This is a genomic window from Paraliomyxa miuraensis, assembly GCF_026337845.1.
GTDB classification, from domain to species: domain Bacteria; phylum Myxococcota_A; class Polyangia; order Nannocystales; family Nannocystaceae; genus Paraliomyxa; species Paraliomyxa miuraensis.
Window position 1 is genome coordinate 294923 of the sequence record NZ_JAOVZF010000154.1, and the last position, 17177, is coordinate 312099.

General features: G+C 68.4%; 12 protein-coding genes and 1 tRNA gene. 9 read left to right on the top strand and 4 right to left on the bottom strand.

Going from position 1 to position 17177, the window contains the following annotated elements:
- The first annotated feature begins 1 nt into the window (after position 1).
- Positions 2-2590 (top strand): protein kinase domain-containing protein, encoded by a 2589-nt coding sequence (locus OEB96_RS23415; RefSeq protein WP_266218924.1) that lies wholly within the window; start codon positions 2-4, stop codon positions 2588-2590.
- 54 nt (positions 2591-2644) lie between these two features.
- A complete protein-coding gene (locus OEB96_RS23420) occupies positions 2645-3130 on the top strand; it encodes a hypothetical protein (RefSeq protein ID WP_266218925.1) in 486 nt (161 codons plus the stop codon).
- A 12-nt stretch (positions 3131-3142) separates the two neighbouring features.
- Here OEB96_RS23420 and OEB96_RS23425 read toward each other — a convergent pair whose 3' ends face one another.
- Positions 3143-5008 (bottom strand): TolB family protein, encoded by a 1866-nt coding sequence (locus OEB96_RS23425; RefSeq protein ID WP_266218926.1) that lies wholly within the window; start codon positions 5006-5008, stop codon positions 3143-3145.
- A 329-nt stretch (positions 5009-5337) separates the two neighbouring features.
- On the opposite strand from OEB96_RS23425, the gene OEB96_RS23430 reads away from it, so the two are divergent.
- Genes OEB96_RS23430 through OEB96_RS23445 form a run of 4 tightly spaced genes read left to right on the top strand, consistent with a single transcriptional unit; the run spans position 5338 to position 9666 of the window.
- Entirely contained in the window at positions 5338-6564 is a 1227-nt protein-coding gene (locus OEB96_RS23430; protein ID WP_266218927.1) for an efflux RND transporter periplasmic adaptor subunit, read from the top strand.
- Complete coding sequence (locus OEB96_RS23435; protein WP_266218928.1) at positions 6561-7286, top strand: ABC transporter ATP-binding protein; 726 nt, start codon at positions 6561-6563, stop codon at positions 7284-7286. Before OEB96_RS23430 ends, OEB96_RS23435 begins: the two co-directional genes overlap by 4 nt.
- Entirely contained in the window at positions 7283-8467 is a 1185-nt protein-coding gene (locus OEB96_RS23440; RefSeq protein WP_266218929.1) for an ABC transporter permease, read from the top strand. Before OEB96_RS23435 ends, OEB96_RS23440 begins: the two co-directional genes overlap by 4 nt.
- A gap of 32 nt (positions 8468-8499) precedes the next feature.
- Complete coding sequence (locus OEB96_RS23445) at positions 8500-9666, top strand: ABC transporter permease (RefSeq protein ID WP_266218930.1); 1167 nt, start codon at positions 8500-8502, stop codon at positions 9664-9666.
- A 23-nt stretch (positions 9667-9689) separates the two neighbouring features.
- On the opposite strand, the gene OEB96_RS23450 is transcribed toward OEB96_RS23445, so the two are convergent.
- Positions 9690-10763 (bottom strand): hypothetical protein, encoded by a 1074-nt coding sequence (locus OEB96_RS23450; RefSeq protein WP_266218931.1) that lies wholly within the window; start codon positions 10761-10763, stop codon positions 9690-9692.
- Positions 10764-10809: 46 nt separating this feature from the next.
- On the bottom strand, positions 10810-12153 hold the full coding sequence (locus tag OEB96_RS23455; protein ID WP_266218932.1) for a hypothetical protein: 1344 nt from the start codon (positions 12151-12153) through the stop codon (positions 10810-10812).
- A gap of 619 nt (positions 12154-12772) precedes the next feature.
- On the opposite strand from OEB96_RS23455, the gene OEB96_RS23460 reads away from it, so the two are divergent.
- The 3 genes from OEB96_RS23460 (at position 12773) to OEB96_RS23470 (ending at position 16591) form a co-directional block, all read left to right on the top strand.
- Positions 12773-13696: a receptor L domain-containing protein gene (locus tag OEB96_RS23460; protein ID WP_266218933.1), complete on the top strand. Its 924-nt coding sequence runs from the start codon at positions 12773-12775 to the stop codon at positions 13694-13696.
- A 267-nt stretch (positions 13697-13963) separates the two neighbouring features.
- Positions 13964-14629: a hypothetical protein gene (locus OEB96_RS23465; protein ID WP_266218934.1), complete on the top strand. Its 666-nt coding sequence runs from the start codon at positions 13964-13966 to the stop codon at positions 14627-14629.
- Positions 14630-16237: 1608 nt separating this feature from the next.
- Complete coding sequence (locus tag OEB96_RS23470) at positions 16238-16591, top strand: hypothetical protein (RefSeq protein ID WP_266218935.1); 354 nt, start codon at positions 16238-16240, stop codon at positions 16589-16591.
- 69 nt (positions 16592-16660) lie between these two features.
- Here the strand turns inward: OEB96_RS23470 and OEB96_RS23475 are convergent.
- Positions 16661-16733: transfer RNA gene (locus tag OEB96_RS23475), tRNA-Ala, on the bottom strand.
- Positions 16734-17177 lie beyond the last annotated feature (444 nt).

The window sequence follows — 17177 nt, forward strand, 5'->3', positions numbered from 1 at the left end:
CATGGGGCTCGAGCACGGCCGCACGTATCGGGCGCGGGTCACCATGCTCAGCATCGAGGCCCGCGACCGCGAGCTTCCGTTCGTGCTTCGCCGCGGCGACTCCCTGGGCGAGGGGGCGCAGGCATGGGTCTACAAGATCTACCAGGTCGACGACGATCCCAGCCGCGACTCCGAGGACGATCCGACCTCCGACGAGCAGCCACCCGGACAGTCGGGCTCCAACGACCGACGGTCGAGCTTCGGCCCGCCCGCCCAGGCCGGTCCCGACTCGTCCGCCGCCCCCACCCTGCGCTGGTTCGCGCTCAAGCTGTTCAAGACCGACGACGAAGGGGCCAAGCGCGAGAGCCACATCATCCGCTCGCTCGGGGACGACGACGGCGTGATCCGCTTTCACGCCGAGATCGAGCTGTGGCTGCCCGCCATCGGCACGCGGGTGGGCCTGGTCACCAACTACGTCGCGGGCGAGAAGCTCTCGGACGTGCTCGACCAGCGGCGGCTGCGGCCGAGCGAGGCCGAGGCGCTGGGCCTGCGCTTGCTCGAGACCCTCGAGGCGATCCATGGACGCGGGGTCCTCCACACCGACATCAAGCCGGCCAACATCATCATCCCGCAGGAGGGCAACGCGCTGCTGTTCGATCGCGCCGTGCTGCTCGACTTCGGCCACGCCCACCGCGACGACCAGCCCTACGAGCACGCGCGCGGGACCCCCTTCTACAAGCCACGCGCCCCGCAGACCAGCACCACCCACGACTGGCGCAAGCGCGACGTGTTCGCGGTGGGCGTCATCCTCTATCGGTGCCTGGTCGGCGGCTACCCCTGGGGCACCATGGAGATCCAGGCCGAGGGGGCCGACCTCGCGCGCGTGATCGAGGCCGAGATGGCCAGCCGCCCCATGCGGAGCGTTCGGCCCCAGGACTGGCCGTGGTGGTGGTCGAGCCGGCGCCTGGCCCACAGCACGCTCGCACGGCTGCTCGGAGGCGGTCACTGGGCGCGGATTCCCTCGGTCGACACCGCCAAGCGGCTCGTGCGGCTCGGCCTGGGCCCCATTGCCACCGTGGTCAAGCTGCTCGGCGTCGTCCTGATCGCAGCCGTGCTCGTCTCGCTGCTGCTGTGGGGGTGGAACGCGGTGGGGCCGTGCCCCGAGGGTCGAGCGCGCTGCGACGGCACGTGCATGCCCATCGGCGAGCCATGTCGCGAGGACCAGGATCTGGTCTGCACCGCGCAGGGCTGCCAGTGCCCCCCGGGCCTCGCGGGCGTGGCACCGGGCGTGTGCGCCGACACCCAGAGCAGCGCCGAGCACTGCGGAGGCCCGTACCTGCCGTGCGCCGAGCCCCGCACGTGCCACCAGGGCCAGTGCCGCTGCGACGACGATCAGATCTACTGCGAGGACGAGTGCAAGAGCAACAACGATCGCTTCTTCCTGCGGCCCGAGCACTGCGGTGCATGCGACGAGCGCTGCACCGCGGACGAGATCTGCCACCACGGCCAGTGCCGTGATGCCTGCGAGGCTCGGGGGCTCGCGCGGTGCGACGGGGACTGCAAGGCGCTGGCCTCCGACGGCGACCACTGTGGCGAGTGCGGCAACGACTGCAAGAATGGCCGCGCCTGCGTGGCCGGCACGTGCACCTGCGCGGCTGGCCTCGTGGAAGCCAGCGACGGCTGCGTCGACCCCCGCTCGAACCCGCTCGCATGCGGCGACCCACCCGTGCCCTGCAAGGACGGGCAGCTCTGCGACGACGGAACGTGTCGAACCACGTGTGGGGGCAGCGAGCTCGAGTGCGCGGGAACCTGCATCGACCCCAAGACCGACGATCGCTTCTGTGGTGCGAAGGATTGCCGCGACCCCAAGCGATCGGGGGTCGCATGTGGCCCGGGACAGTCGTGCCGCAAGGGCAAGTGCGTGCTCTCGTGCCCCGCCTCGCAGATCGACTGCAACGGCCGCTGCATCGATCCCGGCACCGACCACCAATTCTGCGGCGCGGCCCCGGGCTGCACCCACGGGCGCGCCTGCGGCTCCACCGAGCAGTGCGTCGGTGGTACGTGCACCACCACGTGCGCCCCCGACGAGCTCGTCTGCGGGGGCCACTGCGTGGACCCCCGTCACCACCCCACCTGGTGCGGCGTCACGGGCCGCTGCGAGGAAGCCACTGCATGCGGGGCCGACGAGCTGTGCGACCAGGGTCGCTGCCGGCCCCGCTGCCCCGCCGGGACGCTCCGCTGCGACGCCACGTGCGTCGACCCTCGCTCCGACGAGCACTGCGGTCGCCAGGCGTGCCCCTCCGGCTCCGCCCCACCGGTGTGCCGCGGCGGATCGCACTGCGTCGAGGGCGAGTGCGTCTACGCGTGTCCCCCGGGGCGGCTGCTGTGCAACGACCGCTGCATCGATCCCGACTCCGACCCCGAGCACTGCGGAGCCGAGGAGCGCTGCACGACCGAGGGCGAGCGCGGCCGGGCCTGCACCGCAGACCAGCGCTGCGAGCACGGCGAGTGCAAGGACGTCCCGGGCCTGACTCCGCCGCCAACGACCACCGGAGGCACCACCGGGGGCACCACCAGCGACGCCACCACCAGCGGCGAGCCCCAGCCCTGACGACCGCCCCGGCGTTTCCCAATCGCCGGCCCCTGTGACAATAGTGGCGGCGCCATGCCGCTCTACCCCCTGGCCATCGGGCTGACCATCCTCGCCAACGTCGGCTACCACCTGTGCCAGAAGGCGATCCGCCCCGACGTCAGCCCGGCCGCCTCGCTCGTGGTCACCTACGCGGTGGCGCTGGTGCTGTCGCTGTTGCTGTGGCCGTGGCTCGGCGGCGGCGAGGGCATGACCGTCGCGCTCCGCCGCCTCGGCCCCGCCACCTATGCCCTCGGCGCCGCGGTGGTGCTCATCGAGCTGGGCTTCTTGCTCGCCTACCGTGCCGGCTGGACCCTCGGCGTGGCCGCGCTCTACTGCAGCGCCGCGGTGGCGCTGGTGCTGGTGCCGGTCGGCATGCTCGCGTTCGGCGAGACCCTCGATCTGCGCAAGGGCGCGGGCCTGCTGCTCGCGCTCGCCGGCCTGCTGCTGCTCACCGAGCCCCGCGCCTCCGCGGGCGAGCCCACGGAGGCGCGAGCCGGGGAGCGCAACCCCGGCCCGTGATCGGCTCGGGGCTCACCCCGCGATGTCGCCCGGATCGAGCGTCCACGCCCCGCGCATGTTCTGGTTGTTGGTCTCCTGCCCCGGCAGCCAGAACGCCGGGTGGCTCGGGTCCGTGCCCGGCTGCGGTGGATCGTCGATCGCCGTGACCCACAGCTGCTTGTTGCGCGTCACCGGATCGGTGTTGGTGAGGATGTTGCCGTAGGTGCGCTCCGACACGAACACCAGCCAGAAGTAGCCGCCGCGCGACTCGGGCATGAACGTGGGCTCGTAGCACGCCGAGCTCTGATCGCCCGACAGATAGCCCACGCCGCAGCCGCGATCGAGCATGACCTGCTGCGACCCGTCGAGGTTGGAGAGCCCCAGCTCGCCGAGAGCCCCCCGCGTGCGCGCCTGCGTCGCCAGCCCATACGCGAGCCACTCCGAGTCCGGGCTCCACGTCGGGAACGTCACCGCCGTGCGCGATGCGGTGGGCGCCACCAGCAGGTGATCGTTGGCGAACCCCGGCGTCACCAGGTCCACGTCGCTCACCCACACGCTCGAGTGGTTGAAGTCGAGCCAGTTGCCATCGGTGCGCACCGTGTACGCCAGCTTGGTGCCGTCGGGCGACCACGCCGGGAACGCCGGGAACCCGCCGCCCGCCGGCGGGGGCAGGCTCGCCAGCACCGTCAGGCTGTCGAACGTGCTCAGGTTCGCCACCCCGCTGGTCTGCCCCCACACCACGTAGTCCCCCTCGGGCGAGATCGCCTGGAAGCCCGAGGTCGTGTCCGTCGCGAACAACGACGCCCCATCGGAGGTCTCGAACGTGCCCCAGGGGCTGTAGCCGCCGTGGAACGAGGCCACCAGCGTCGTCCCGTCCGCCGACACGCTGTGGCACGCCACGCACGTCACCCCCGGGGGCTTCTGCAGGAACGGCTCGGGGGCAGGATCGCCCAGCTTGAGCCGCACCACGTTGCCGTTGTTGACCTCCCAGTAGTAGATGATGCCGATGAGATCGGCGTCGGCGATGTGCCAGCTCGACGTGACGGGCTGGTACACGGTCGCGCCGTCGTAGCGCTGCAGCGCCACCGAGATGTCATCGGCCACCACGGAGTGCGTGAGCTTCGACCAGATGTCGGTGGGCACGGTGGGGAACGCGTAGCGCCCCGGATCCACCCCGGTCATCCATGCCTCGTACTCGAACGTCGGCGATTCCAGGTGCAGGTAGAACGTGTCGGTCGCCGTGCCGCCGTTCCACATCACCACCGGCCCGGTCAGGTCGCGCGGGAACACGGTGTCGGTGTACGGATAGAGCAGCGTCAGCGACGGATCGGCCGGCCCCGCGCCGGGGAACAGGTTCTGCGTGCCATCGTCGACGCCGCCGTCGTCGTGGTAGTGGAGCTTGACCGTGGCCAGCGTCTGGGCATCACCCGACGCCGACGTGAAGTCCACCGTCACGATCCCACCCGCGAGCCCCGACGCCGCCAGCTCGCCGGTCGACGTGTCCACGCTGGCCACGTCGAGGCGATCGACCTCCCACGTGCCCTCCACCGGCACCTGCGCGCCCGCGGCCGTGATGCCCACCGCCTGCAGCTGGATCGGAGCCGGCAGCACCCCATCGACGACCTCGAGGAACGGCGACGCGGGGAGGATCTGCACCTCCACGATCTCGACGTCGGTCTCGGTGTCGGCGCTGGTCTCGTCCGCCACCTCGGTCGCGCTCGACGTGCTGCCCGTCGCGGGCGCATCCGTGGTGGCGGAGTCGAGCCCCGTCAGCCCCGGGCCGTCGTCCTCGCGCGTCTCTCCATCACCCCCTCCGGTGCACGCCACCGCCATCGCGACGACGAGCGACAACGACACCTGCCTGCACGCATCGATCATCTGCAACACCCTCACGCTCATCACCGGCCTTCGACACCGCACCCATGGTGCCCTTCCGATGTCGATCGATGACACACGAACCAAACACCCAGATTTGGCAGCGCGTCGCGGGTCCTCCCCCATCGACTGGTTCATCGTCGAGGGTTCTCGGCACCGGCGTTCCCCTGGCTGACCGTTGCCCGTCGAGGGATTCCCCTCGGATGGATCCCCGTCGACGGCGAAACCCCGCGTGCGCAGAACGGGCCCTCGGCCCCGAGCGATCGTAACGCCGTTCGCGACCTCGTCCCCCGCGCACCCACGGGTCCCCTTGTCCCGCGCGCGGATGCGTGCGCTACCCTCCGCCCCCGCCCATGGCCGACCAGCTCTCGAACGACCTCGCGTCGCTTCGCATCGCCCGCGACGACGGCCCGCCGAGCTCCGGCTGGCTGCGGCGGCTGGTGTTGCTGGCTGTGCTCGGGATCGCGGGTGCGGCCGCCTGGATCTACGGCAAGCCGCTGGTCGAGGCCAAGGTGCTGCGGCCGGAGGTCGACGTCACGCAGATCGTCGTCGTCACCCCCGCCGAGGCCCAGGCCAAGCTCACCTCCACCGGCTACGTCGTGCCCCAGCGGCTCTCCCGGGTGGGCGCTCGCGTGCCCGGGCGCATCAAGGAGATGCACGTGCGCGAGGGTCAGGTGGTCGCCGCCGGCGACGTGCTCGCGCAGCTCGAGGCCGCCGACCAGCGAGCGCTGCTCAACACCGCCCGGGCCCGCCTGCTCGCCGCCAAGGCGCAGGTGCAGACCGCCAAGGCCGAGCTCGCCGACGCCCAGCAACAGGCCAAGCGCGAGCGCGCCCTGGTGCAGCGCGGCGTGGGTCAGCTCGCCGCCGCCGAGGATCTCGAGTTCCGTGCGCTCGCCGTGCAAAAGCAGGTGGCCGCCGCCGAGGCCAACGTCAAGGCCGTCAAGGCCGAGGTCGACGCCATCGAGGTCAACCTCGCCGACTACACCATCACCGCGCCCATGGATGGCACCGTGGTCGCCAAGCCCGCCCAGGTCGGCGAGCTGGTCGGCGTGCAAGCGTCCGCGCTGGTCGAGCTCGCCGACTTCGGCTCGTTGATGGTCGAGACCGACGTGCCCGAGGGGCGGCTGCACCTGGTGCAGCTCGAGGATCCCTGCCAGATCGTGCTCGACGCCTACCCCACCCGCACCTATCGGGGTCGCGTGGAGCAGATCACCCCCAAGGTCAATCGCGCCAAGGCCACCGTCACCGTCAAGGTTCGCTTCGACGGCGATGCACAGGGCGTGCTGCCCGACATGGCCGCGCGCGTGAGCTTCTTGACCGGCGAGCCCGACCCCGCGCTCGCCGACGCCGCCCCCAAGGTCATCGTGCCCGCCGCCGCGATCGACGAGCGCAACGGCAGCACCGTGGTGTTCGTGCTCGACGACGACACCGTCCGCATGCAGACCGTCGAGCTCGGGGAGACCGTGGGCTCGGGATTCGAGCTGCTCGCGGGACCGCAGCCGGGGGCCACCGTGGTGCGCGAGCCGCCCAGCTCGCTCGAAGACGGCCAGAAGGTCGAACGAAAGGACCAAGCTTCATGAGCGCCGAAGCGACCAAGGCCGACGACGGCCACACCAAGCCCAGGGCCGACAAGCCCACCATCATCCGCTGCCAGGATCTCGGCCGCACGTTCTGGCGCGGCAAGGAGCGCCTCGACGTGCTCGAAGAGCTCGACCTCGAGATCCCCGAGGGCTCGTTCGAGGCGCTGATGGGCCCGTCCGGCTCCGGCAAGACCACGCTGCTGAACATCATCGCCGGCCTCGATCGACCGACTCGAGGCCGCATCGAGGTGGCCGGCAAGAGCCTCGGCGACCTGAGCGAGGCGGCGCTGGCCAAGTGGCGCTCGCAGACCATCGGGTTCGTGTTCCAGCACTTCAACCTGATCCCCGTGCTCACCGCCGTCGAGAACGTGGAGCTGCCGCTCTTGCTCACCAAGGTGCCCGCCTCCGAGCGCAAGAAGCGGGCGCAGACCGCCCTGCGCGTGGTGGGCCTCGAGGACCGCATGGACCACCGCCCGCAGCAGCTCTCGGGCGGTCAGGAGCAGCGCGTGGGCATTGCCCGCGCGATCGTCCACGATCCCAAGATCATCGTGGCCGACGAGCCCACCGGCGAGCTCGATCGCCAGAGCGCCGACGACGTGCTCACCCTGCTCGAGCGGCTCAACCGCGAATTCGACAAGACCATCCTCATGGTCACCCACGATCCCGCCGCCGCCGAGCGTGCCTCCGTGCTGCGCAAGCTCGACAAGGGGAGGCTGTCGTGACGCTCGTCGGCCTGTCGGTCAAGAACATCCGCCGCAACCGCCTGCGAGCCGTGCTCACCGTGCTCGGCGTCGCGATCGCCCTGCTCGCGTTCGTGTTCATCCGCACCACCCTCGACGCATGGTCCACCGGGGCCGAGCACGCCGCCCAGGACCGCCTGGGCACGATGCACAAGGTCTCGTTCACCATGGACCTGCCGCGCACCTACTTCGAGGAGCTCGACGGCACGCGCGGCACCGTGCCCGGGGTCAAGGCCGCCACCTACCAGAACTGGTTCGGGGGCAAGCACCCCGTGCGCGAGCAGGAGTTCTTCGCCACCATCGCCGTCCACTCCGACACGTTCTTCGACGTGTACTCCGACATGGCGGTCCCCCCCGATCAGCTCGCCGCCTGGAAGGAGGATCGCCAGGGCGCGATCGTCGGCGAGGCGCTCGCCAAGCAGTTCGGCTGGAGCGTCGGCGACGATGTCACGCTGCTGGGCACGATCTACCCCGGCGACTGGAAGTTCACGATCCGCGGGATCTACAGCGCCACCCGGCGCGCCGTGGACCGCACCCAGTTCGTGTTCCACTGGACCTACCTCAACGAGTCCATCAAGGACACCATGCCCGAGCAGACCGAGCGGGTCGGCTGGATCAGCACCGTGATCGAGCCCGGCGCTCGCGGGGCCGACGTGGCCCAGGCCATCGACGCCAAGTTCGAGGAGCACGACGTCCAGACCCGCACCATGAGCGAGCGCGCGCTCAGCATGGAGTTCATGGGCTCGTTCGGCGCCATCCTCACCGCGCTCGACGTGGTCTCCGGCGTGATCCTCGTGATCATGATGCTGATCCTGGGCAACACCATCGCCATGAGCGTGCGCGAGCGGACCAACGAGCACGGCGTGCTGCTGGCGCTGGGCTTCCGCCCCAAGCACATCGCGCTGTTCGTGATGGGCGAGGGCCTGGCGATCGGCCTGCTCGGCGGGCTCGCGGGCCTGTGCCTCTCCTACCCCTTCATCAACGGCATGGGCCGGTGGATCGAGGACAACATGGGCGCGTGGTTTCCGTACTTCCAGATCCCCATCGACGTGGCGATCACCGCCCTGCTGCTCGCGATGCTGCTCGCGGGGCTCGCCGCGGTGATTCCCGCCTACCGGGCCTCGCGGCTCGACGTGATCGACGCCCTGCGTCGCATCGGCTGACGCCCGTCGGCGCCGCCCCGGAAACGCTCGCCATGATCCCGATCCGCTACAACCTCCGCAACCTCGCCGTTCGTCGCGCCACCACCCTGGCCACCGCGCTCGGCGTGGGCCTGGTCGTGTTCGTGCTCGCCGCCGCGCTCATGCTCACCGAGGGACTTCGGCGCACGCTGTCGCGCTCGGGGCAGCCCGACAACGCCGTCGTCATGCGCAAGGGCTCCGACAACGAGCTGTCGAGCTCGATCGCCAACACCCAGGTCGGCCAGATCGCCTCCGCCCCCGGCGTGAAGAAGGACGCCGACGGCCGCCCGCTCGCCGTCGGCGACGTGGTGGCCGTGATCTTCGCCGATCTCGCCAACGGCAAGGGCAAGTCCAACATCGTGATCCGCGGCGTCACCCCCGAGGGCATCGCCTTTCGGCCCGAGGTGAAGGTCGTCGAGGGCACCCTGCCCCGCCCGGGCACCGAGGAGGTCATGGTGGGCCGCAAGATCGCGCGGCGCTTCGAGGGGTTGGATCTCGGCGGCGAGCTCGAGCTCCGCAAGAACCGCTCGGCCAAGGTCGTCGGTGTGTTCGAAGCCGGCGGCTCGTCCTACGAGTCCGAGGTCTGGGGCGATCTCGACTACGTGGCCGGGGCCTTCGGCCGCGAGGGCATGGTCTCGATGGTCCGCGTGCGGCTCGAGTCGCCCGCGCTCTTCGATGGGTTCGCGGCCGCGGTCGAGCAGGACAAGCGCCTCGGGTTCGACGCCATGCCCGAGCTCGAGTTCTACGAGAAGGCCTCGGAGCAGACCGCCGTGTTCATCACCGCGATGGGGGTGATCATCGCCGTGTTCTTCTCCATCGGCGCCATGATCGGCGCCATGATCACGATGTACGGCGCGGTGGCCAACCGCAGGAGCGAGATCGGCGTGCTGCGGGCGCTGGGGTTCTCGCGCACCACCATCCTCGTGTCGTTCCTGTTCGAGTCCGTGCTCCTGTCGCTGCTCGGTGGCCTGCTCGGCATCGCCGCCGCCAGCACGCTCGGCATGGTCAAGTTCTCCATGATGAACTTCCAGACCTTCTCCGAGATCGTGTTCGCGTTCGAGCCCACCTCGGAGATCCTGATCTCCGCGCTGGTGTTCGGCGGCGTGATGGGGGTGATCGGCGGGTTCCTGCCCGCGATCCGGGCCGCGCGCACGGCCCCGATCGAGGCGATGCGCGGGTAGAGCCTGCGGAATCCCACTCGGCGTCACTCGCACCCCGCCCCCGCGATCTTCACCGAAACCTCCGCCGGCTCCCCCTCCGGCCGCGTCAACCGCAGCGCATACCTCCCCTTCCTCAAGAACACCACCGGTGTCGGGATCTCGAGCCCCATCGCCACCTCGGCCACGATCTTGTCGCACCCCATCGTGCACTCCTCGATCGTCATCTCCGACCCCACCGCCCCATCACTGAGCAGCGAGAAGAACCGATACTCACCATCCTCGGGCACTTCCACCGCGATCGTCTTCCACATCTCCCCATCCCGCGGCCCAACCGTGCCTGGCTCGTCGCACGCGATCCTCTCCGTGATCCATACCTTCTCGCCCCCGTCGCACCGAGATCGCAACGCCGTCGGCTCCTCGCACCCATGGAGCGGATACCGATACCGCCACTGCGCGCACTCCCGCACCGTCTCATACTCCTCCACGATCTCCTCCCACCCCACGCCGGTCTCGTCCTCGATCACCTCGATGATCCGCTCCACCCTCGAGTCCCAGTCGGTCTCCCGCAGCAATGCATGCGTGACCTCCGGCCCATAGCGTTCCTGCAGATGCGCCACGAAGTGCCCCGCCCGGGGGTACCACCGTGTAGACAGCCTGGTCGCATCGCTGGCCGACTCGATGCCCTCCATCAGGTCTCCGTTCGACATCACCCGCATGGGGAGGCGGGCATCGTCACCAAACACTTCCGCCGTCCCTTCCTCGAAGAACAGCTGCGAGAACCCAGCAAATCCGCGCACCCCATGGATCATCTCGTGCTCCTGCGGAGCCACCTCCGCGTACACGGCATCGCGGAAGGAACAGCCCAGGGCCCCCCGCGGGCATGGCGAGCCGTCCTCCTCCAACCCATGCACGTAGACCAGCGGCCGATCGACCTCTACCCCCATCGCGTCGGCGGCGAGCGCAACGTACCGATCCATGTACGGCAGCGTCCCCTCGCACAGCTCGTACGCACCTGGTTGCGGCGCGTAGTCGAGCTGCGCGCCGCTCCAGGTGATGGGTGGGATCTCGCGGCCTGGATCGTCGGCCTCACAGCCCAAGGCTGCCAGCAGGACGATCACGCCCCACGTGATGCTCGATGACCGCATCGACCCGCCCGTTCACCGCTCATCCTTCGCCACCACCCGACCATTGCCACTGCGCCGGCGCCACCACGAGCGTCCAGTGCCCCAAGCCGTCCTCGTGGCCGATGGTGAGCGCCGAGCTGGCCCAACCTTCTGGGGTCTTCGTCACCACCAGCGCCGTCTCGTTGGTGGCGTTCACGACGCCCGGGATCCCGCCGCTCTCGGCGCTCACCGCAAACCACGCCGCCCCCGGCGGAATCTCGAGCGTCATGCCCTCCTCGTCGAGCACGGCCGGCGTGCTGTCCCACAGGCGTACCGCGAAGCCATCGACGGTGATCGTGAAGTCCTTGGTACCGACCTCGGCCGCTCCCGCCGCGTGGAGTTCGAGGTTCTCGAGTGACGCTCCCAACACCGGATCCACCAGGACGGTCAGGGTCGAGCATGCGCCGGGTTGGCATCCGCTGGCCTCCGAGCCGAGCTCACCGAACCCTTGCACGATGGAGCCATCGAGCGACGGCCCCACCAGCTCCCCACTCCCCGCCACCAGCCTCGAGGTCACCGAGCCGGGGTCGGGGTCGATCTCCAGGAAGAGCACACCATCGTTGTCGTCCGCCGAGGAACACTCATCGAGCACCCCCTCCAGCGGATGGACCCCGGCCCAGTTGGCGTCCACGACGGCGATCTGCACGTCGGTCACGAGACCCGGTGGATCGAAGGACCACGACCCGGACTCGAGTAGCGACGCATAGTCGATGCCATTGTCATCTGGATCGCAGCTCGGTGGGATCGACCCCACGCCCGTGAGGTCGACGAACGCCTCGATGCAATCTCGCTGATGGTCACGGACGTAGTCCGCGATCTTGTTCACCGCAGCCCTCTTGGCCGCATCGGCGATCGATGGTCCTCCGAATGCATCGTCGGCGAAGTCGCGCAGGTTGGGCGCCATCGACTTGCAGCCCTGCTCGGCCAGGTCGACGATGCAGAAGCGTTCGTGGGGTTGCTCGCAGTTGGGAGCCGACTCGTCGTACTCCGGACAGCACGCCATCACATGCGGGCTCTCGTAGCTGTCTCCCGTCACCCCCGGACCGAATTCGAGCACGAGGGCATCGGAGACGGGAGATCCGTCGAAGGGACCATCGACCATGACCTCGATCGCGATGTCACCCTCGCACTGGTACTTGTACGCGAAGCGATCGGGCCTCGAGTCCGTGAGACAGCTTCTCGAGAGCACCGGCCCATCCCCTCCGCCGGCGTCGTCGCCATCGGTCTCGCCCGGGTCGACCGGCATATCCGGATCCTCTCCACCTCCGCATCCGACCGTGCTCATGCCGGCCAGCAGGGCCGCAATGCTCATCATGTTCTGGGTTCGCAACTTCCACGCGTGCATGAAGACGAACGTGCCGTTCGCATGCAACCCGGCAACTCACCATCCTCCGCCTGGCTGCGTAACGATGTCCTCGAGACTCCAACTTCGAACCCGATCGAGCACTGGCCCAAGGGCTGCTCTTCGCGCCGCCATCGCCCACGTTTCGAGCGTGCGGCTCCAATTCCTGCGCCCCGCAACGAACGAGCCGTCCAGAATTCGACCCACGGGAGCCCCCGACCCCGCTACCATCCTCCCGCAATCACCACGACCGTCCCGAGCATCCACGATGGGCAAGGCCACCACCTTCTCCTCCACCCGCACCACCATGCGTCACCACGACGTCGTCGTCGTTGGAATCCCACAGCGCGCACTGGCAAGTCCTCGATGACCTGCTTGCAGTAGTGACGCGCCATGAGCTGGTCGTCGGGATCATCCACCATCGGATGGAAAGCCCACGAGGTAGATGTCGAGCTTGGCAGACGGGCCTGCTTACTGCAGGACCCTCGCACCGGTCTCGAGCACCTTGGTCCTCGTGGTCTCCGGCGCCCATGATGTCGAGGCTCCGGCACGAGCCAACGCCGCCCTGCCTTGGCGCGGTCGACAACGACACGTCGATCGTCGATGATGGACCGTGAGACCGATGGTGAGCCCGCAACGATTTCCGTTCCTCCTCGCCGGGAGCGTGGCACTGGCCTTCGTCCTCACGCTGCTCAGCGGCTGCGACGGTCGACCACTGGTCGACACCGACCCCAGCGATGGAGGCACGGCGGAGGCCACCGCGAGCGAGACCATGGCGAGCGAGGGCACGACGGTAGCGACCTCGACGATGGCGACCTCGGCCTCCGATGAGACCGCCGGCGACGAAACCGCAACGACCACCGAGACCGGCGAGGCCACGGATTGTCACACCCCGCGGCCGATCCCTCCGTCCCCGTTCGACTGCCGCGGCGTCGACGGGGTGCTCACCCACCACGTTGGCATCGAGGAGGGGGGCCACGATCCCTCGATCCTCTCCGGCATCCGGCGGGTAGAGGGCTCGGTGTTCCTCCACACGGCCGACATCACCAATCTGGACTTCATGGGGTGCCTGCAAGAGGTCACGGGCGGAATCACCATTTTCGACAACGACCAGCTCACCAATGTCGACGGGCTGTGGAACATCCGCGAGATCGGCACCGACTTCGTGTTCGCGAACAACGACGCATTGGTGATCTTCGACGGGCTGCCCAACCTCGAGACCTTCGCCCGTGGCTTGTTCATCCATGACAACGGATCCCTGGAGGAGCTCAATGGGTTCCAGAGCTTGATGGGTCTCGAGGGGATCATGTTCATTATCAAGGATGGGCAAGGCTGGGAGGAAGGGTTCGTCTCAATTCACAGCAACCCCGTGCTCCGACACATCGATGGCCTGGGTGGGCTCACCGTGGTCAACGGGACCTTCACCGTCACGGACAACCCGATGCTGTGCTGCAGCAGCGTCGCGTGCGTGGGCGAGAACCTGCTGCTGCCCATCGCGCCCGAGCCGACATGGATGCAATGCTCGGGCAACGACCATGGCTGCTGAGTCGTGAGCATCCGACGCAGTGGCAGTCCGTCCCCGTCGCGCTGACCTCGAAGGATGGACCTGCGTGCCCATCTGGCATGTGCTCGGGGCCCAGCCTCGCTCGCCGTGCGGCTGGCACCGCGCCGCGCGCCGCCATGACAACTCCGAGCCACGAGCTCGATGGCTCCGCGACGGCCGAGAGTCACCGCGCGCATGCGACAACTCCCCGTTGCATCCGTCTCTCCACCGTACCCTTCGCCCACGGGCGAAATGGAAAGAGACTAGACCATGAAGATCCTGAATGCGCTCGTCGCCTTGGCCTTGCCCCTCACCCTCCTGCTCGCCGCCTGCGACGGCCCCGGCGACGACGAGACCAGCGCCGGAAGTGCCGAGGGCACGGCGACCGACGGTGAGGTCACGGGCGGGTCCACCGAAGGAGGAACGGCCGACGGCTCCGGTGACGGCCCCACCAGCTGTGAGGGTCCCAACCCCAGCGGTTGCATCGAGACCGGCTGCGGCGAGGGCGAGGTCTGCTCCACCGAGACCGAGGAGTGCATCTCCAGCGCCTGCTCCTGCGACGAGGCCTCCGGCCAGTGGCAGTGCACCCCCGATTGCAGCGGGGGCGTGTGCGTTCCCCAGTTGGAGTGCGAGGGGCCCAACCCCGCCGGCTGCATCGAGACCGGCTGCGACGAGGGTGAGGTCTGCTCCACCGAGACCGAGGAGTGCATCTCGTCGTCCTGCACGTGCGACGAGGCCACCGGTCAGTGGGTGTGCACCGACGATTGCGGAGGCGGGTCGTGCATCCCCGAGGGGATGGGGGCTTGCCCCGGGGTCAACCCGGCCGACGAGTGCCCCGAGGATCCCGAGGCCTGCGTCCCCTCGGGCTGCGTCTGCGACCCGGTGGCCGAGGCGTGGAGCTGCACTCCCGATTGCAACGGTGGCACGCGCTGCTGAGCGCGACGGGAACGAGGGAGCCGAGCGACGACCCGCTCAGCCCGTCGAGCCAGAAGCACGAGCGAGTCGAGCCCACCACCGCTCGACTCGTTCGAGAACATCGACGTCCTCGAGAACGTGGTCGACCCGGATCTCGACCCGCGACGAGGCGAGCGCGTGGGCACCGTCGTGCGCCTGCATACGCATCGCATCACGCTGGCGTGGAGCACCGGGCACACGACGACGGTGCGACGGCGATGGTTGAGAGCATCTCGGAGGCCACCCACCACGACCAGGAACCCACCCAAACGTCGCGCCCGCCGAGTCGGTCGCGCCATTCCCATCGCATCCCACCCCATCGTGCCACCGATCCTCACATCTTGGAGCCGACAGCATGCCAACGAAGAAGCCTCCCAAGCGGAGACCATGGATGGCACCCCTCGCGAGGGTCGGTCGGCTGTAGCCCGATCGATCCGACGCACGATCACGCATGCCCAAAGTACCTCCTCACCGTCCAACGTCGGGATGGCCGCCACTCACCGTGCTGGGCCCACTGGCGCCTACGAGAGCGGGTGGGATAAGCAGCACGGCACCGGGGCTGGCCAGCGCCCGCCTCGGCACCACGGTGCAGTACCGGCCGCTGAGCTTGGAATGCCGAGGTGCACCTCGAATTCAGCGCCAATGCTCCCTACCTACTGCTCAAATTATCGGTCTGGGTTCCTAGCCCTAGCCTCGGAGAACCATAAATGGGCGATTCATTGCCATCTTGGGTCGCCCGGCTTTCCATCGCCGTTTGCGTCTTTTGCGCACCCGCCATGGTTACAACTGAGGCTGCACTCCCATGAGTCGCAGAGACCGTTTCCGCTACAGTGATTACAGCATGGGCTGTAATTTCCGGGACATCCGATTATCGCATGGGCTTCCGCCAATCCAAACTCCAAATCCACACAACTCAACCCTTCGACTTGCTCAACCGGCGCCATCGAGTGTTGAACCGCCGTCGTATCGATCTGAACAAAGCTGACCAAACCGTATGCACCGATGGACAACACACTCGCCAAAAGAATCCTCTTCATCACCCATTCTCCTCTGTTGACCCAACCCCGGCCCGAACCGGGCTTTTACAGTCTTGTAACGACTGAATCCACTCCGGCGAGTTCCTTTCGCCTTTCGCCGTGCGCCTTTCGTGCACCGCTCGTAGCACGAGTCTCCTGCTTCCGAACCGGAAACACCCGCCGCGAACATTCCTGCTACCAGGAAACATGCCGCATGGATCCACAACGAGCCCTGACTATACCGCACCCGTATGTGGCGGTGTCAATTATTGTCATAGAAATGTAAAATGATACTGGTTTGTTCGGCGGGATGTGGAGGTGACCCACACGCCACCCCTGGGCTCGCCCTCGACGCTGCCGACGCTGCTCGGGTGAACACCTCTCGCCGCCACGACGTTCGGGTGCCTCAGCCGTGCCATTTGCCCTCGCCTCGCGAACGAGCCGGGCCGGGCCATCGTCGTGGAGGCGGTTCGAACCGACTTGAGCGCGACCTCGCGCTGCAACTCTCGTACGGCGAGTACGGCGAGTACGACGAGCAGCACTACTCGGCGCCGCTTGCTGCTTGCCAGGGCCCATGCAACCCTGCTGCGGGCGATCGACGGGGATCTCGGTGATGGCCTACCAGGATCTCGGCAACTACTACATCAAGACGTGGGCGATGCACGTGGCGTGGGACTGCTGGGTGGTGGCACGCATACTAGCGCCCGGACACACCTACGTGCAGACCTACGAGGCCAACGAGCAGCGCCCGCGGGACATGCGTCCACAGTTCGGCGGCTCTCGGTGTGCAATCGGCCTCGGAGTCGACGCGAAAGCCGTCGTGGCACTCTACAACGGAAGACTTGCGCACCATGCGCCGAGCGCCGAGCGCCGAGCGCCGAGCGCCGAGCGGATTGTGCGCACCAGGATGCCCCGCCACCCGCGCTAGCGCCCTCCCCTGCGGAACCTGTACGAAGGGGCCTGCTCTCGAACCCCTCGAAAACAGGCCCCTATCGGGTGGAGGATAGCGGGATCGAACCGCTGACATTCGGCTTGCAAAGCCGACGCTCTCCCAGCTGAGCTAATCCCCCGAAGGACTGGCACCACTCCAAGTCCGCAGGACGGACCATGAGGAGGAAGCCGGGCGGGAGGAGTAGCAGGGCCAACGAGGCTAATCAAGGGCCACGAGACCGGCGCGGGTTGGAGGGGCTGGAAGCGCGGTTTGAGGGCAGTCTGGGCGCTTGGTCTGGGCGCTCGGCTCGCTTCGAGCGACGACCACCGGCGCCGCAACTGCGATGACTTCGCCGTTACCTCCCGGACGCGGCCCATTTGCCCGACCGGCGGCATCGGTGGAGCCTCATGCTGCCAAGGAGTAGGTATCGGCATGGACGAACGAGCACCCCCGCTCCTCACTCGTGCGGCTAAGGCGACGACCTGGATCGTCGCCCTGAGCGCGTGTGCGCTCGAGGATGCCGCCTCGGTCGGGGAGCCGCTCGGGCTGGAGTCGTCGCAATCGGATCCGACCCAACCCCAAG

Excerpts from the sequence above, each read along its gene's own strand:
- OEB96_RS23435 (WP_266218928.1), top strand. The coding sequence starts at position 6,561 with ATGAGCGCCGAAGCGACCAAGGCCGACGACGGCCACACCAAGCCCAGG.
- OEB96_RS23430 (WP_266218927.1), top strand. The coding sequence starts at position 5,338 with ATGGCCGACCAGCTCTCGAACGACCTCGCGTCGCTTCGCATCGCCCGC.
- OEB96_RS23455 (WP_266218932.1), bottom strand. The coding sequence starts at position 12,153 with ATGCACGCGTGGAAGTTGCGAACCCAGAACATGATGAGCATTGCGGCC.
- OEB96_RS23445 (WP_266218930.1), top strand. The coding sequence starts at position 8,500 with ATGATCCCGATCCGCTACAACCTCCGCAACCTCGCCGTTCGTCGCGCC.
- OEB96_RS23415 (WP_266218924.1), top strand. The coding sequence starts at position 2 with ATGGGGCTCGAGCACGGCCGCACGTATCGGGCGCGGGTCACCATGCTC.
- OEB96_RS23470 (WP_266218935.1), top strand. The coding sequence starts at position 16,238 with ATGCAACCCTGCTGCGGGCGATCGACGGGGATCTCGGTGATGGCCTAC.
- OEB96_RS23420 (WP_266218925.1), top strand. The coding sequence starts at position 2,645 with ATGCCGCTCTACCCCCTGGCCATCGGGCTGACCATCCTCGCCAACGTC.
- OEB96_RS23425 (WP_266218926.1), bottom strand. The coding sequence starts at position 5,008 with ATGAGCGTGAGGGTGTTGCAGATGATCGATGCGTGCAGGCAGGTGTCG.
- OEB96_RS23465 (WP_266218934.1), top strand. The coding sequence starts at position 13,964 with ATGAAGATCCTGAATGCGCTCGTCGCCTTGGCCTTGCCCCTCACCCTC.
- OEB96_RS23460 (WP_266218933.1), top strand. The coding sequence starts at position 12,773 with ATGGTGAGCCCGCAACGATTTCCGTTCCTCCTCGCCGGGAGCGTGGCA.